Below are 15,995 nucleotides of genomic sequence, written 5' to 3'. Positions count from 1 at the left end.
TTAACAAATATAGGAGATGTTATTTAAAATTTATTCTTAATTTTTTATACATACATTGTTTCGGTTCTAAATTAAGAGAATATTTTGCATTAATTATTTTTTTTAAACAGTTAAGTTCTTTATTTAGTTAATTTTATAACCAAAAATTAAACTATTATTAACTATGCAAATTTTTTCAAAACTATTTATTACTAGTTCGCTGTGTTTTGTTTTGTCGCTCCAAACACAAACAACCAGTGCTCAATCCAATGAAGTAAAAATGACAAATCCATTATTACAAAAAAGTACTTTACAGTATCAAGCGCCTGATTTTAGTCTGATTAAAGACGAACATTTCAAACCAGCTTTTGAGTATGGCCTTAAAATTCACGATCAAGAAGTTGATGCTATTGCAAATAATGTTGCAAAACCTACATTTCAAAATACGGTTTTGGCCTTAGAAACGTGTGGTGTTGACTTGACAAGAGCAGTTGGTCTTTTTTATAATCTAACAGGATCAAATACAAATCCTACATTACAAGCTATTGAAGCAGAATATGCTCCTATATTTTCAGGGCACAACGATAAAATTTATTTAAACAGTAAATTGTACAATCGTTTCAAAGCCATTGATTTGAATAAATTAAAAGGGGAAGACAAAAAACTAACTCAATATTATTTGCAACAATTTGAATTGGCTGGAGCTAATTTGTCTGATACAGATAAAGAAAAAATGAAAAAAATTAATGAAGAGTTAGCTACATTAAGTACTCTTTATGGTAATAAGTTATTACTAGCTCGTAAAAATGCTGCTGTAGTATTTGATAATGTTACCGATTTAGACGGACTTGGAGCAGATGAAATTGCAGCTGCCAGCGCAAAAGCAAAAGAAGCAGGTCTTGAAGGGAAGTATGTAATTGGTATCATGAATACTACGCAACAGCCGTTATTGTCAAGTTTAAAAAACAGAGCGTCTAGAGAAAAAATCTTTAAAGCCTCTTGGTATCGTGCCGAAAAGAATGATGAAGGAGATACTCGAGAAGTATTGGAGAAAATTGCAAAATTGCGTTTGCAAAAAGCCAATTTAATGGGTAAGAAAAGTTTTGCCGAATGGAAATTGCAAGATCAAATGGCCGAAAAACCAGAGGCTGCAATGGAGTTATTAGCCAAAATTGCTGCGCCAGCAGTTGCAAAAGCCAAAGTGGAAGCTAAAGAAATACAAGATTTAATAGATTCTCAAAATGGAGGGTTTAAACTAGAACCATGGGATTGGAATTTCTATGCAGAGCAAGTACGCAAAGCCAAATATGACTTAGACGAAAGCCAAATTAAACCGTATTTCGAATTGAATTCTGTTTTAGAAAATGGGGTTTTCTTTGCGGCCAAACAAATGTATGGTATCACTTTCAAAGAAAGAAAAGATCTACCAGTTTACAACCCAGACGTAAAAGTGTATGAAGTTTTTGATGACAAAGGGACATCAATTGCCATATATTACCTTGATTTTTACACCAGAGACAATAAAAATGGAGGAGCTTGGATGAATAATATCGTGAGCCAATCCCATTATTTAAAACAAAAACCGGTAATCGTAAACGTGTATAATTTCTCCAAACCTGTCGATGGAAACCCATCATTAATCAGTTTTGATGATGTAATTACCATGTTTCATGAGTTCGGACATACACTTCACGGATTGTTTGCCAATCAACAATATGTTACTTTATCGGGAACATCGGTTCCTAGAGATTATGTAGAGTTTCCTTCTCAAATCAATGAACATGCGGCATTGGATCCGGTAGTTTTGAAGAATTATGCATTGCATTACCAAACCAAACAACCAATACCACAAGAGTTAATTGATAAAATCAAAAAAGCAGAAACATTCAACAAAGGATATGATGTTACCGAATTGCTAGCAGCTGCAACTCTAGACATGGCTTGGCATAGTGTCGAAAAAGAGTCTGATTTCAAACCCGCTTTAGTATTCGAGAAAGAAGCACTAGAGAAATACGGATTATTGGTCAATGAAGTTCCTACACGTTACCACACGCCTTATTTTGCACATGTTTGGGGTGGCGGATACTCAGCTGGGTATTATGCTTACACTTGGTCAAAAACTTTGGATTACAACGCATTCGACTGGATGCAAGCCAATGGTGGTATGACGAGAGCAAACTGCGAACGTTTCAAAAAATACATTTTGTCAGTAGGAAACAGTGTTGATTTAAACAAAGCTTTCAAAGATTTTATTGGTCATGACATGCAAACAGAACCGTATTTGAAAAACGCGGGACTATCAGCAAAATAATTTTAAAATATTCATAATATCAAAATGACATTCGAAAGGGTGTCATTTTTTTTGGAGCAATTTCCAGCTATCCGTTGCAATCTTTTTTGGTCTCGTTAGAAAAAAACGAGACCAAAAAAGGATTTCCTCTTCTATCTGGGCTATCGAGATCCGTTAGAAAATTAACACCTTTAGAATTTAGATTTTTTTATACTTTTACAAAAAATAAAACGCATTTGTATTAACTCTTTTTTCTATCTTCTAACCTCTACCCTTAAATGTCTTCACACCATATCGTTCGCGACGACCAAGAACCCGCTTTAATAATTGCAAACGGAGCTGCTTGTCACCCAGAATTACTAGGACAATTACTCGAATGGTCTCCTTTGGTTATTGTATTGGACTCCGCTATGGAACGCGTCATGGAATTAGACATCAAAGTCGATGTGTTATTGGGTGATTTTGATAGAGGATTTGAACCCGAAAAATATCAAACCACACAATATCCAATAGAAATCATTCACACTCCTGATCAAAACAAAACTGATTTGGAAAAAGCCTTAGATTACCTAATTGAAAGACAAATCCCAGCTGTAAATGTCATTTGGGCAACAGGCAGAAGAGCAGATCACACCATTACTAATCTCACCAATATCGTTCGTTATAGAAATTTAATCAAAATTGTCATTCTCGACGATCACTCCAAAATATTTTTACTCCCCAATACCTTCGAAAAATGGTACACCGCAGGAACGCCAATTTCCCTAATTCCTATTGGTGTTGTAAACGGAATTTATTCTAAAAATTTAGTTTATCCTTTAGAAAATGACACCTTGACCATGGGTTATCGAACAGGAAGCAGCAATGAAGTTGAAAAAGACGGAATTGTAACTATTAATCATCGCGATGGTGATTTGTTGTTGATGGAATGTATAGATTAGTAAAAATCTAGAAATCAAAGCACTAAAACGGCAGTGATTTTAAACTTTATATAAAAAAAATCAATCAAATAAGTAAACTTTATTTTTATTTGAAAACATTTTTTTCAAACACATAATTCTTAACACATTTACTATCAAGCACTTTAAAATAATCATTCTAATATATACAAACAAAAACAGCTGTATATAGACGTTATAACGATAACAAAAAAGGATTGACTATCTTTGCAGCGAAATTTAGGAAATGAAATCAACAAAGAATACCGAAAAAACAACTTTACATCCAAGAAATCTACATAGATTCGGATATAACTTTGAACAATTAGCACTAAATTACCCCAAGTTGGGCGAATTTGTTTCTATCAATGAACATAATATTGAAACAATCGATTTTAGTAATCCAGAAGCGGTAAAAGCACTAAATAATGCTTTATTAATTACTAATTATGAGATTCAAAATTGGGATATTCCAAAGGATTTTTTATGTCCTCCCATTCCTGGCAGAGCAGACTATATACATTACCTAGCCGATTTATTAGCTACAACAAATAACGGAGTAATTCCCGAAGGAGAAAATGTGGTGGGACTAGACATTGGTATTGGAGCCAATTGCATTTATCCTATTCTTGGAAATGCAATTTACGGTTGGTCATTCGTTGGTACAGATATTGATGAAAATGCAATTCAAAACTGTAAAAAAATCATCGAACAAAACCCCAAATTAGTAGAAGCGGTAAGCTTACAATTACAAGTAAACTCCCGTTTTATTTTCAAGAATATAATTGAACCCGAAGACAAATTCACATTTACTATCTGCAATCCTCCTTTTCATTCTTCATCCGAAGAAGCAACAAAAAGCAGCATTCGAAAAGTTAATAATTTGACTCCAAATACTCCCAAAACAGCAAAACCAGTACTTAATTTTGGTGGCCAAAATGCAGAATTGTGGTGTGAAGGCGGTGAATTGGGTTTTATTAAACAAATGATTTTTGAAAGTGCCAAATATCCAATGCAATGTCTTTGGTTTACGACATTAGTTTCCAAACAATCCAACTTGAATACAATCTACAAAACGCTGAACAATGTAGCCGCTATTCATAAAACTATTGAAATGGCTCAAGGCCAAAAAACAAGCCGAATCGTTGCTTGGACATTTATGACCGAAGCACAACAAAAAGCTTGGAAATTCTAAAAAAAATCCCTTAACACTAAAAAAACAGAACCCAAAGATTTCGAATTTTTCAATTTTAATTTTTACCCATATTTGTGAAATCTAGGGTATAATTTAAACTGAAAACTTAACAAATTAAATCGTTTTCTTTATAAACATTAATAATAGGCATTAAAAACAAAAACCCTTCGAGTGCAAGACTTCAAAGGGTATAAAATAAATCATTTCGAACTAAAAGTTCCATATAATTGTAAAGCAAATTTAATCTAAATGGTTATACAATTTTAATTGACTACAGATTAAAAATATTACACAAATTAATTGATGATAATCCATTTAATCTGTAGTCAAAGATTTTTTTATTATAATTTAACTGTCAATCCAAGCCCTCCGGTTCCTCCTGAAGCACTTCCTCCACCAAGTTCCAAGTAAACACCCCATTTATCATTCCAAAACCATCTTCCACCAACTTGAAGCCCTACATCAATATCATTGTCTTTATTGTCATTTCCATTGTAAATTGCATAACCTGCAACTGCTCCACCATAAACATCCCAAGAACTATTGGTAATTCCAAATAAATTATCAAAATAATAATTAGCTTTAAGATGTAATGTTAACCAGTCAAGATTAAAATTGGTTGATGCACCAGGAGCAATGGTTATGTCCTTATGAACTGGAATTTCATAATTAGCACCTACAAGTCCAAAATTTAATTCCTTCCTAGCTTGACTAAATACATTAATAGTCAAAAATGCAAAAATTAACGAGCAAAATAAAGTTGTTTTTTTCATGATTACTACTGTTTAATTGTTAATACTTAGTGTTTTAACAAATTTATAAAAAAACTACTTATTAAATATATTAGTACCATTAAAATATACAAACAAAGAATGAGTTTTAGTATGTTTTAATTAGTAACTAAACTCTTTTATCAAAATTTCATTTGTAACTTTGTTTTTCGAAAAACACTAAATGAAATTCCAAGTCGTATCCGAATACCAACCCAAAGGTGATCAGCCACAAGCCATTGAAAAATTAGTTCAAGGCATTGAAGCAGGCGAACAATTTCAAACTTTACTGGGTGTTACCGGTTCTGGAAAAACATTTACAGTGGCCAATGTCATTCAGGAAATACAACGCCCTACATTGGTTTTGGCACACAATAAAACCTTGGCAGCTCAATTATACTCCGAGTTCAAACAGTTTTTCCCCAATAATGCGGTGGAATATTTCGTATCCTATTACGATTATTACCAACCAGAAGCTTTTATGCCTGTAACTGGTGTTTTCATTGAAAAAGATTTATCGATCAATGAAGAGCTAGAAAAAATGCGTTTAAGCACCACTTCCTCCCTACTTTCTGGGAGAAGAGATATTTTGGTAGTTGCATCCGTTTCTTGCATATACGGTATTGGAAATCCCGTAGAATTTCAAAAAAATGTAATTGCAATAGAAAGAAACCAAATGATTTCCCGTACCAAATTATTACACAGTTTGGTCCAAAGTCTGTATTCTAGAACTGAAGCCGATTTTACCCCTGGAAATTTTAGAATAAAAGGAGATACCGTCGAAATATATCCAAGTTATGCAGATGATGCTTTTCGAATTCACTTTTTTGGAGATGAAATTGAAGAAATGGAAAGTTTTGATGTAAAAACATCCAAAGTCATCGAGCGATTCGAAAAACTCACCATATATCCCGCGAATATGTTTGTGACCTCCCCTGATGTGTTACAAAATGCGATTTGGGAAATCCAACAGGATTTGGTCAAACAAGTGGATTATTTTAAAGAAATAGGAAAACATCTAGAAGCCAAACGACTCGAAGAACGCACTAATTTTGATCTGGAAATGATTCGGGAATTGGGTTATTGCTCTGGAATTGAAAATTATTCTCGTTACCTTGATGGAAGAGAATCGGGATCAAGACCTTTTTGTTTATTGGATTATTTTCCAAAAGATTATTTGATGGTTGTGGATGAAAGTCACGTAACCCTTTCGCAAGTACACGCTATGTATGGAGGCGACAGAAGCCGAAAAGAAAATTTAGTGGAATATGGTTTTCGATTACCCGCTGCAATGGACAACCGCCCTTTGAAATTTGATGAATTTGAAGCGATGCAAAATCAAGTTATCTATGTTTCGGCCACTCCAGCTGATTACGAATTACAAAAATGCGATGGTGTGTATGTCGAACAGGTTATTCGTCCAACAGGATTATTGGATCCTATAATTGAAATACGTCCTAGCTTGAACCAGATTGATGATTTGATTGAAGAAATTCAACAACGTTGTGAATTGGATGAACGAGTTTTGGTCACCACTTTAACCAAAAGAATGGCAGAAGAACTCGCCAAATACTTAACGAAAGTTGCTATTCGTTGCCGTTACATCCACTCTGATGTCGATACATTGGAACGAATCGAAATCATGCAGGATTTACGAAAAGGATTGTTTGATGTTTTGATTGGAGTCAACTTATTACGTGAAGGATTGGATTTACCGGAGGTTTCCCTAGTAGCAATACTCGATGCTGACAAAGAAGGTTTCTTGAGAAGCCATAGATCTCTAACACAAACCATAGGTCGTGCCGCGAGAAACCTTAATGGAAAAGCCATAATGTATGCTGATAAAATCACCAACAGTATGCAAAAAACCATTGACGAAACCAATTATCGTAGAACCAAACAAATCAATTACAACACGGAAAACAATGTAGTTCCACAAGCATTAAACAAAAAAATTGAAAGTGCCTTTACCAATAATAAATTGGTAGAATATGAATTAGGACATATTATGAATGCAGCTGCTGAACCTGAAACAGCGTATATGTCTAAACCTGATTTAGAAAAACTCATTCGCGAAAAACGAAAAGCAATGGAAAAAGCGGCAAAGGATCTAGACTTTATGCAAGCAGCAAAATTTAGAGATGAAATTAAAGCTTTACAAGCAAAAATCCATTAATTCAACTGCTCTTGAAAATGATTTAATAATACCTGAGGTGAAATTAATGCACTTGGAGATGTTTTCATTAGTTTAAGAATACGATTGGTGGCACTTGGATTCAATCCCATATTAATTGCAATTTGACGTATGGCCTCTTCTTCTTTTTGATGTAGCACACCATCAACGTGCATCAACAATGCCAAACGATAAAATTGTTGAATCCTTTCAAATTCAGATTTTATAACACCAGTTGGTAATTCTTGATGAAACAACTCGTTGAACTCTTTTTTGCTGATTCCTAATTCTTGAGCAACAATCCATACAAATTGATATTCGCGTTCATGTAATCTACCATCAACAACTGAAAATGCAATCATTTCAGACAATAAATTGATTTTTTGTTCGTGTGTATTCATACTTATCATTAATTTTAGCTAAAATATTCTTTTTTTCTAAATCTAAAAATTAAATCGCCTTGAAATTAATTTACTTCCTACCACTACTTCTTTTTATTTGCAAAACTAAGGCACAGGAAAGCACCGCGTCTAAACAAGTTTCTACTTTTACAATTGAAGCTCCGCAATTGAAAACGAGTAGAAAAATTTGGTTGTACTTGCCTAAAAACTACGAAACTTCTACCAAAAAATATCCTGTGATTTACATGCATGATGCTCAAAATCTTTTTGATGCTAAAACCTCTTTTGCAGGCGAATGGAATGTAGATGAAAAGTTAGACAGTTTGAGCGCACAAGTAATTGTGGTTGGTATTGAAAACGGAGGAGAGAAACGCTTGGAAGAATTAACACCTTATAAAAATGAAAAATACGGTGGAGGAAATGCCGATAAATACCTTGAATTTATTGTCAATACCTTAAAACCTGAAATTGACAAAAAATACCGAACCAAACCCAATGCCAAAAACACCACCATTATGGGCAGTTCTTTGGGTGGATTAACTTCTTTTTATGCCGTTGTCAAATATCCTGAAGTGTTCGGGAAAGCAGGTGTTTTTTCTCCCGCTTTTTGGATCAACCGAAAAGACATAAATGAATATATGACAAACAGTAAAAAACTAAGAGCTAAAATCTATTTCCTTTGTGGCGATTCTGAAGGAGATGATGATGACATGGTAAATGATCTCAATCACATGGAATTACTACTGAACACTAACCGTTGTTATTGCTTAAATTTAAACAAAAAAGTAATTGTAAAAGGCGGTCATCACAACGAAAAATTATGGCGGGATGGTTTTGCAAATGCCATTATTTGGTTGGGCTATTAATGACTTTCATTTATTTCCAAAAAAAAGATCTTGAAATGTGAGTGAGGGCAATGTTATTAAATTAAGGGGTTCTCACTACACTTTTTCAAAATATAACTCTCGCAAAGTCGCGAAGACGCAAAGAAATAGGCTCTAAACTTTACGCCTTTGCGTCTTGACTTGAAAAAACAAAACTTAACTTATACCATTTGTGGATGTAAAATAGTCCAAAGATGCGAAGTTATTTTTTTTTCAAGACAACGATAAAAATCATTGCATAGCCTTCGCTACGGAATTATTTTTTGAGGACGTATTGGAGAAAAAGAACAAGTAGATTGGACTATTTTATATGTGCTAATGGTATTAATGACGTTGTGCGTGAAGGATAGAAGCAAACTACCGAAGTAGTGCGTATAGCCTGACAGCATAAAAAGAAAGGGCCAACTCATCAGCACGAAGAGTAGGCCCTTTCTTTTTATGGTGGCACGCCCAAAAAGACATTCAATGAGTAAATAGTTTACTTTTTGGTTGAATATTCTTTTTCCATTTGGGTAATGATACTTTTTATGGCTTCGGAACCAATTCCTTTGGCTTTGATTACTTTGTTTTTATCCAAAATATAAATCACAGGAGTGGTTACCACATCATATTTATCTTTGAGATTATTGATATGAACGCCATCGTAGACATTGATCCAATCGATTTTATTGTCAATTATGTATTTCTTATATTTCTCAAAATCGTTTTGAGTGTAGACTCCAAAAATCTTGACGTCTTTTTTTTCTTTTAGAAAATCGTGGTACATTTCTAGAATTTTCGGCACTTCTTTTTGACAATGTCCACAGTCCACATCCCAAAAAAGTAAAATCAAATAATCGGCTTTTATGCTGGATAAAGTCACATAGGATTGTTCAATTTCCGGTTTATTATCATAGTAGATTTTGGTTATTTCTTCGCTAGTTTTGGCAGTATCAAAACCCATTTTGGCAATTTTATCATGAGTAGGAACATCTATCATGTAGAGTTCCGGAGCTATTTTTCCGAGTTGTAATGGTGCCAAAACGTTGCCTCTATCAATAATAATTTTGATCACACTATCATCATAAACCCCTTTGGCTTTGCCTGTTTTAAAATAATTATCAACCATGTACACAAAAACTTTATCCATTCCCATGATTTTTGGAATTTCATAAGTTTGGGTAAAATAGGCCAATAAAAGCATATTCATTTTGGTATCTTGTTTGGTTTTGAGCATCATTCGATCAATTTCAACACAAATAGAATCAGGATGTTGCACCACAACCGTATTAAAATATTGCTTTAATTTATTGGTAAAAAAGGGATTACGCAACATGGCATCATCTTGAAAATTGACACCGTCCCAAAAATGTTTTTTGTAATAATGATAAGCATAAATACTGTCAGGTCTGCCATTGGAAGCTTTTGGAATGTCTTTGGTTGTTTTATCCGTTTTTAAATTGATGATTTCAGAAAGATAAGTTCCTTTATTTTGACCTATAAAATTCAAATCATTTTCTAGAATTGCGTCATTTAATACTTTGAATTCTTTGGTCAAAAGTGCCGTAGAATCAGGTTTCTTTTGCTCTTTTATATTTTTTTTAAAAGCATCAAATTCCTTGTTTTTGGTAGTTACAAAACGAATATAGTTAAAGAAACTTTCGTTTTGTTTGGAATTAACCGCTTTTAAATTCTCTAGTAAATTGTTTTTATCCGAAATTATTTGTTGCTTTTGGGTCTGCTCATCAACAATAAAATCAAAATAATTTCCTTTTTCCTGACTTAGCAGAAAGTAAACTCCTTTGTCTAAATTTTTTTTTCCTTTGAAAACAATATTTCCGTTGACCACTTTTTTGCACGTATCGGAAACGTACAATTTGTCAAACTGATAAAAGGCAAGATAAGCAACTGTATCTTTACAATTGCGCAAATTAATTTTAATTTCATGACCTGATTGTGCTTGCAAAGAGGTTAGCATCAATACAAGGATAATACTCCATACCATTTTCTTCATAATTCTGAATCTTCGTAATACTATTAAGGTTGATAAATCAAATTTTATATTTTGAAATCAAAAATAAACCATTTTGAATTTATTTTCAAATTATTGGCTTTGTGTTTTTTTATTGGGAAGCAAACAATAAGAAGTAATTCACTTTGTAAATGCTTATCTTTGAAAATTAAATACAAATAAAATGACAAATAACGATATATTCAAAAAACTTCGAGTAGCCTTGATGTTACGCGACGATCAAATAGTAGAAATTTTAGAATTGGTAGATTTTAGAATTACAAAATCAGAATTGGGAGCTTTTTTCCGTGATGAAAAACATGAAAACTATATGGAATGTGGCGATCAAGTATTGCGTAATTTCCTCAATGGTTTGGTAATTCATTTGAGAGGAACCAAAGAAAACCCGAAAAACCCAAATGAAGTTTTGGCCAAACACAAAGCTCAAATTCCAGCAAAAGATAGCGATTCTAAAAGAGCAGAATTCAAGCCAAAAGCGAAAGATGAAGAAAGAGCAAGAGGTGATCAAGCCCCTGGAAAATCTAGCGCAGCCAAAAAACCAAGTAAAAAACAATTTCCAAAAGGAAATGACAAAATACAAGTGGTAGAAAAAGTGAAATACAATTTTGGTAAAGGAAAAAAACAGTAAGGTATTTTGAAAACCGCTTTAATTATAGGTAGTACCGGTCTTATTGGTTCACAATTACTGCAACTTCTTTTAGAAAGTGACCAATATTCTAAAGTTATCACTTTCGTAAAAAGAGATGTGGGCATACAACACCCAAAATTAAAACAACATATTATTGATTTTGACAAACCCGAAAGCTATCAGGATTTAGTTGAAGGTGATGATTTCTTTTGTACCATTGGAACAACCATAAACAAAGCTGGAAGCAAAGAAGCGTTTAGAAAAGTAGATTTTGAATATCCTCAGCAATTTGCAGAAATTGCCATCGAAAATAAAATCAAACAATTCCTGATTATTTCTTCCCTTGGCGCAGATGCAACTTCCTCCAATTTCTATTTGAAAACAAAAGGCGAAATTGAAAATTTTCTTAAAGCTTCAACACTTGAAAAAGTGAGTATTTTGAGACCTTCCCTACTTTTAGGCAATCGAACCGAATTTAGATTTGGAGAGAAAGTTGGTGCTTTTTTTATGAAAACATTTTCCTTTTTATTTATTGGAAAATTAAAAAAGTACAAACCTATAGAAAGTGCAATAGTTGCAAAAGCTCTTTTTGCAATAGCGCAAAAAAATAATAAAGGATTTACAATTTACGAATCGGATTGGATTCAAGAAATTGGAAAATAACAAACAATAAAGCCTGAACATTCGGGCTTTATTATTTATTATTAAAAAATTTAATAATAAATAATAAAAATATTCTTCAGCTACTTTTCAAAAACAAACGCTATTAGATACGAAATAAAAAATCTTATTTATGATTTCTCGTAGATTCCTAAAAATAGCAATTATTGGATTTAATAGAATAACAATTCAGTTAAAGGTTCAATTTAAAAGAATGTTATTTCTTTATTAATTTGAAAATCAATTTATTTCATTCCATTTTACATTAAAATAAACCTAAAATTCCTATCGTGGATATATGTTTTTTTTTTATTTTTAATCAAAAATGGTTTTGCTATGCTACTTTTTTTTTATCTGAGAATTTAGTCATTCACTTTAAAAAGAAATCATGAACAATTTAAATAAATTTTTGCTATTTACTTTTTTATTTGTGGTATTAAACACTTGGGCACAAGGTAACCCTTCTTCAGTTTTACAAACGAAATTCCAGAAAGAGAAAAAACTAGATTCCTTAATGCAAATACTTCATGCTGAAAATTTAAAAGAAAATAGGGAAAACTATGATTTAAATGTATTACTGAGTGAGCAAAATTCGAGCTTTAACGGGATTAATCAACAAATTCAAAAAGCAAAAGTAACCCTCAAAGAAGGCATTGATTATAAAGGTTTTACATCTGAATTAGCATTACTTATTGAATGGAAAGAGAAGTGCGTTAAGGGAATAATAAATGATAAAAGCAAAATACAAACGGTACGTGAGCTTACCACTACATCAATATTATTGAATGAATTGCTTAAAAGAACTAATTTTCAATTGCAACAAATATCAGTAAACAATCAAGCACTTAGTGGAATTCAAAGACGAATTGATTCAATGGCGATAAGCAAAGTATTTTATCAAATTCCAATTCAAGAAGTTCCTAAAAAGAACTATTATCAGCAAATGGCATTAATGACTAAAGATTTAAGTTTTGCGAACCAAAACTTAAAAAATGCTATTGACAGCATACAAAAGTTAGAAGTAAAAGGGAATAAATTTAAATTTGATTTAGAGTCTGATATTGCATTAGTCAATTTTGCTAGAAAGGAATTGAATCTGAAAATGAAAAGTGGAATTTCTGATGTAGTGGAATCTAAAGAAGCATATTTGAGTTTAGTAGAGAATTTTAAACACTCATTTGTAAAAGGCTATTTGTTGTTTGTTTTTTATGTGGCCAACCAAAGTGGAATTCTTGGTCTTTTAGTATTTTTTATAATTGGTTTAACTTTTTATCTAAGAGTTATACGTTCAAAATATAAAGAAGTAAATCTTTTTGGAAATTTAAAATATCCAGTCCATGCTTTAAATTATCCTTTACTTTCAGCAATATTGATTATGATTTCAATCTTTCAATTCTTTTTGCCATCACCTCCATTTGTTTTCATGGCTTTCTTGTGGATAATTTGTGGAATTGCATTAACAATTATTTTAAAAAAAGCAGAAAATAAATATTGGTATTGGATCTGGATAGCATTCTTCATACTAAACAATATAGTATTTCAAGACAATCTTTTACTGCTTTATTCACAAAACGAAGCTCGTTTTATCGCTTTTTTAAGTCTAATTGGTATAATACTTGGATTATTTATTTTTTCAAACAGAAAAAAAACAGGGAAAGAAATTACAGAAAAAAGCCTTCGTGTAAGTCTAATCATTTTTATAGTCTTTGAGTTTATTGCTCTTATTCTTATTCTATTTAATAATTACAATTTGGGTAAAATTTTGATGGCTAATGGCTATTTTACGATTTTTATTGTTTATCAATTAAGATGGGCATATCGTATTAGTAACGATATTTTGAATTTGTCTTTATACTTTTCGAAAAGTGAGGAAGATTTAGAAAAAGATCCTAACAACGAACTTAATGCCGAAAAAAACTTAAAAGTATCAGGTTTTACATATGCATTATTTGCGGTGGGTTGGTATGTTTTGATAAGTAGAAATTCGTATTCCTTCCAAAATTTCACCGAACCTATCATTGAAAGTATTTATCAAAAAAGACAGTTTGGAGAATTTACATTTTCATTTGACAATCTCTTTCTATTCTTTTTTATACTGTTCATGTCGGGACTAAGTACAAGAATCGTTTCATTTTTAACAACCGAAAGTAATTCAAATGGTAGTAGTGCAAAAAAATCAGGTTTAGGAAGCTGGTTATTATTAATTCGAATTGCCATTATCACTTTAGGCGTTTTAATTGCATTTATTTCCATAGGAATCCCAATGGACAAAATTGCTTTAATGATAAGTGCCTTAAGTGTTGGTATCGGATTTGGTTTGCAAAATGTAATCAATAATTTAGTAAGTGGTTTAATTATTGCCTTCGAAAAACCAATCAATCTCGATGATATTGTTGAAGTTGGTGGAAATATGGGTAAAATGAAGTCTATTGGTATTCGAAGTAGTGTCATTACAACTTGGGATGGAGCAGATGTTATAATACCAAATGGCGATTTATTAAGCCAGCATTTGGTAAATTGGACAATGGGTAGTAATAGACGTCGCTTTGAAATTGATTTAGGGGTGGCATACGGTTCCGATTTAAACCATGTTAAAACGATAATAACAAACGTATTAATGGAACATGAATTAATCTTAAAAAATCCTACACCAATGGTTTGGGTAACTAAATTTGGAGAAAGTTCTATTGATTTTGTGATAAAGTATTGGGTGCCCCACTTTAATTTCGGTAACGATGTTCGAAATGATATTATTATTGCAATTGATATTGCGTTTAAAATTAATGGAATTGAAATACCATTCCCACAACAAGATGTACACATTCAATCAAATATAGGAATTGATACTGAAGGAGATACGAAAGAAACAGAGAATTAAATTAAAACTAATAAGTACACTAAATAGCTTTTTATAAATATCATAGGAACATAATATTAAACTCTTTAAAAGCATTATATCTCATCATACACAAGACAAACTAAGGATTTATTTTTAAAATTTATCGTAATTTTAAATATAGAGATGGGTAAACTAAAAAAAAAAAATAGACTGTAAAAATTTATACAGCCTATTTTTTTTGTAAAAACCAGATAGATTGAAAAGACTTTTATAAAAAGCTCTTTTTTAACTATTCAACTTATTTTTATTGATTACAGTTCGAAGAAGGCTCTATTTTGGCAATTAATTTGTTTCGACTGGTTGTTTTTAAACATTGATTGGAATTATCATTAAACCAAATTTTATAAGTATTGCCACCTTGTTGATGTGTCTTTTGAAGCTGAAAACCATTATTTGACAATTCTCCATAAGCCCAAACTGCCTCTTTTTGAGATAAATAACCGTAATTAAAATTACCTTTATTATTGTTGTATTTGTTACTATTATTATGATTATTATAGTTGTTATTATAGTTATTACCATTACTGTATCGCCCTTTCCCACAATCTTCTAAAGTGGAATTCACAATGGATTCTATACGACCGTCATAAACTTTTACAGTAACACATTTATTCTTACTACTATTGTACCAATTTTGGTAAGCACTATCACCAGATTTATCTGTTTTAATAAATTGATAACCTCTGTCTCTCATTTCTTGATCGAGATATGAAGCTTTCATATCAATTAAGCCCTTGAAGTCTCTTTGTGCGAAAGAATTCATAGTAATAAAAAACATTACGCACACACATGTCAAATTTTTTGTGATAGTTTTCATAATTGATTTTTTTTAATTTATTAAATAAAGTTACTATTTTTTTTCAACACAAAACAATAGTAATCAGTGATTTAAAAATATATCTTTAGTGTTTTTGAACTCAATAAATTATTAAATAACTAAATTGAATACAATTTAAAAAATCGAAGTTGTAAAACTTTTAATTATTTAATGAATAAATTTTGTGGTATTGCCTCTTCATTAATACATAAAAAAGTCGAAAGAGAAAACTTTCGACATAAATAAACTTTTAAACGTATTAAAAAAGTAAAATAGAGATCCTACATAGTTTTTATTTATTTTTACAACAAAACAGTTAAAATAAAAATGTTACTTTATTTCAATATCTA

General features: G+C 31.6%; 12 protein-coding genes. 8 read left to right on the top strand and 4 right to left on the bottom strand.

Going from position 1 to position 15,995, the window contains the following annotated elements; all coding sequences use genetic code 11:
• Nucleotides 1–259 precede the first annotated feature (259 nt).
• From OZP06_RS12950 to rlmF, 3 genes are all read left to right on the top strand, one after another.
• Nucleotides 260–2,290, top strand: a complete 2,031-nt coding sequence (locus tag OZP06_RS12950) for a M3 family metallopeptidase (RefSeq protein WP_269222225.1) — start codon at nt 260–262, stop codon at nt 2,288–2,290.
• Nucleotides 2,291–2,547: 257 nt separating this feature from the next.
• Nucleotides 2,548–3,210 (top strand): thiamine diphosphokinase, encoded by a 663-nt coding sequence (locus tag OZP06_RS12945; protein WP_269222224.1) that lies wholly within the window; start codon nt 2,548–2,550, stop codon nt 3,208–3,210.
• Nucleotides 3,211–3,454: 244 nt separating this feature from the next.
• On the top strand, nt 3,455–4,402 hold the full coding sequence (gene rlmF / locus OZP06_RS12940; protein WP_269222223.1) for a 23S rRNA (adenine(1618)-N(6))-methyltransferase RlmF: 948 nt from the start codon (nt 3,455–3,457) through the stop codon (nt 4,400–4,402).
• 341 nt (nt 4,403–4,743) lie between these two features.
• Here the strand turns inward: rlmF and OZP06_RS12935 are convergent, their stop codons facing one another.
• On the bottom strand, nt 4,744–5,175 hold the full coding sequence (locus OZP06_RS12935) for a hypothetical protein (protein ID WP_269222222.1): 432 nt from the start codon (nt 5,173–5,175) through the stop codon (nt 4,744–4,746).
• Between the two features lie 181 nt (nt 5,176–5,356).
• Between OZP06_RS12935 and uvrB the strand changes: the two genes are divergently transcribed.
• On the top strand, nt 5,357–7,348 hold the full coding sequence (gene uvrB / locus OZP06_RS12930) for an excinuclease ABC subunit UvrB (protein ID WP_269222221.1): 1,992 nt from the start codon (nt 5,357–5,359) through the stop codon (nt 7,346–7,348).
• On the opposite strand, the gene OZP06_RS12925 is transcribed toward uvrB, so the two are convergent.
• Complete coding sequence (locus OZP06_RS12925) at nt 7,345–7,746, bottom strand: TerB family tellurite resistance protein (protein WP_269222220.1); 402 nt, start codon at nt 7,744–7,746, stop codon at nt 7,345–7,347. The two genes, uvrB and OZP06_RS12925, sit on opposite strands and share 4 nt — an antisense overlap.
• A 59-nt stretch (nt 7,747–7,805) precedes the next feature.
• Between OZP06_RS12925 and OZP06_RS12920 the strand changes: the two genes are divergently transcribed.
• Nucleotides 7,806–8,612, top strand: a complete 807-nt coding sequence (locus OZP06_RS12920; RefSeq protein WP_269222219.1) for an alpha/beta hydrolase-fold protein — start codon at nt 7,806–7,808, stop codon at nt 8,610–8,612.
• 496 nt (nt 8,613–9,108) lie between these two features.
• On the opposite strand, the gene OZP06_RS12915 is transcribed toward OZP06_RS12920, so the two are convergent.
• The gene (locus tag OZP06_RS12915) at nt 9,109–10,623 is read right to left on the bottom strand and encodes a thioredoxin-like domain-containing protein (protein ID WP_281323806.1); all 1,515 of its coding nucleotides are present in this window, start codon (nt 10,621–10,623) and stop codon (nt 9,109–9,111) included.
• A 181-nt stretch (nt 10,624–10,804) separates the two neighbouring features.
• Here OZP06_RS12915 and OZP06_RS12910 point away from each other — a divergent pair, with 181 nt between their 5' ends.
• The 3 genes from OZP06_RS12910 to OZP06_RS12900 all read left to right on the top strand — a co-directional run bounded on the left by OZP06_RS12910 (nt 10,805) and on the right by OZP06_RS12900 (nt 14,807).
• Entirely contained in the window at nt 10,805–11,269 is a 465-nt protein-coding gene (locus OZP06_RS12910; RefSeq protein WP_269222215.1) for a DUF1456 family protein, read from the top strand.
• 6 nt (nt 11,270–11,275) lie between these two features.
• Complete coding sequence (locus OZP06_RS12905) at nt 11,276–11,932, top strand: NAD(P)H-binding protein (protein ID WP_269222214.1); 657 nt, start codon at nt 11,276–11,278, stop codon at nt 11,930–11,932.
• A gap of 385 nt (nt 11,933–12,317) precedes the next feature.
• Nucleotides 12,318–14,807: a mechanosensitive ion channel domain-containing protein gene (locus OZP06_RS12900; RefSeq protein ID WP_281323805.1), complete on the top strand. Its 2,490-nt coding sequence runs from the start codon at nt 12,318–12,320 to the stop codon at nt 14,805–14,807.
• Between the two features lie 265 nt (nt 14,808–15,072).
• On the opposite strand, the gene OZP06_RS12895 is transcribed toward OZP06_RS12900, so the two are convergent.
• Nucleotides 15,073–15,645 (bottom strand): hypothetical protein, encoded by a 573-nt coding sequence (locus OZP06_RS12895; protein ID WP_269222210.1) that lies wholly within the window; start codon nt 15,643–15,645, stop codon nt 15,073–15,075.
• Between the last annotated feature and the right edge of the window lie 350 nt (nt 15,646–15,995).

The sequence above is a fragment of the Flavobacterium sp. IMCC34518 genome, assembly GCF_027111095.2.
In the GTDB taxonomy this organism is placed as follows: domain Bacteria; phylum Bacteroidota; class Bacteroidia; order Flavobacteriales; family Flavobacteriaceae; genus Flavobacterium; species Flavobacterium praedii.
This window is presented reverse-complemented; position numbering and strand designations above follow the sequence as displayed.

Bases quoted from the DNA above. Each gene is read 5' to 3' on its own strand.
- rlmF (WP_269222223.1), top strand. From the start codon at position 3,455: ATGAAATCAACAAAGAATACCGAAAAAACAACTTTACATCCAAGAAAT.
- OZP06_RS12915 (WP_281323806.1), bottom strand. From the start codon at position 10,623: ATGAAGAAAATGGTATGGAGTATTATCCTTGTATTGATGCTAACCTCT.
- OZP06_RS12925 (WP_269222220.1), bottom strand. From the start codon at position 7,746: ATGAATACACACGAACAAAAAATCAATTTATTGTCTGAAATGATTGCA.
- OZP06_RS12910 (WP_269222215.1), top strand. From the start codon at position 10,805: ATGACAAATAACGATATATTCAAAAAACTTCGAGTAGCCTTGATGTTA.
- OZP06_RS12895 (WP_269222210.1), bottom strand. From the start codon at position 15,645: ATGAAAACTATCACAAAAAATTTGACATGTGTGTGCGTAATGTTTTTT.
- OZP06_RS12945 (WP_269222224.1), top strand. From the start codon at position 2,548: ATGTCTTCACACCATATCGTTCGCGACGACCAAGAACCCGCTTTAATA.
- OZP06_RS12935 (WP_269222222.1), bottom strand. From the start codon at position 5,175: ATGAAAAAAACAACTTTATTTTGCTCGTTAATTTTTGCATTTTTGACT.
- OZP06_RS12900 (WP_281323805.1), top strand. From the start codon at position 12,318: ATGAACAATTTAAATAAATTTTTGCTATTTACTTTTTTATTTGTGGTA.
- uvrB (WP_269222221.1), top strand. From the start codon at position 5,357: ATGAAATTCCAAGTCGTATCCGAATACCAACCCAAAGGTGATCAGCCA.
- OZP06_RS12950 (WP_269222225.1), top strand. From the start codon at position 260: ATGACAAATCCATTATTACAAAAAAGTACTTTACAGTATCAAGCGCCT.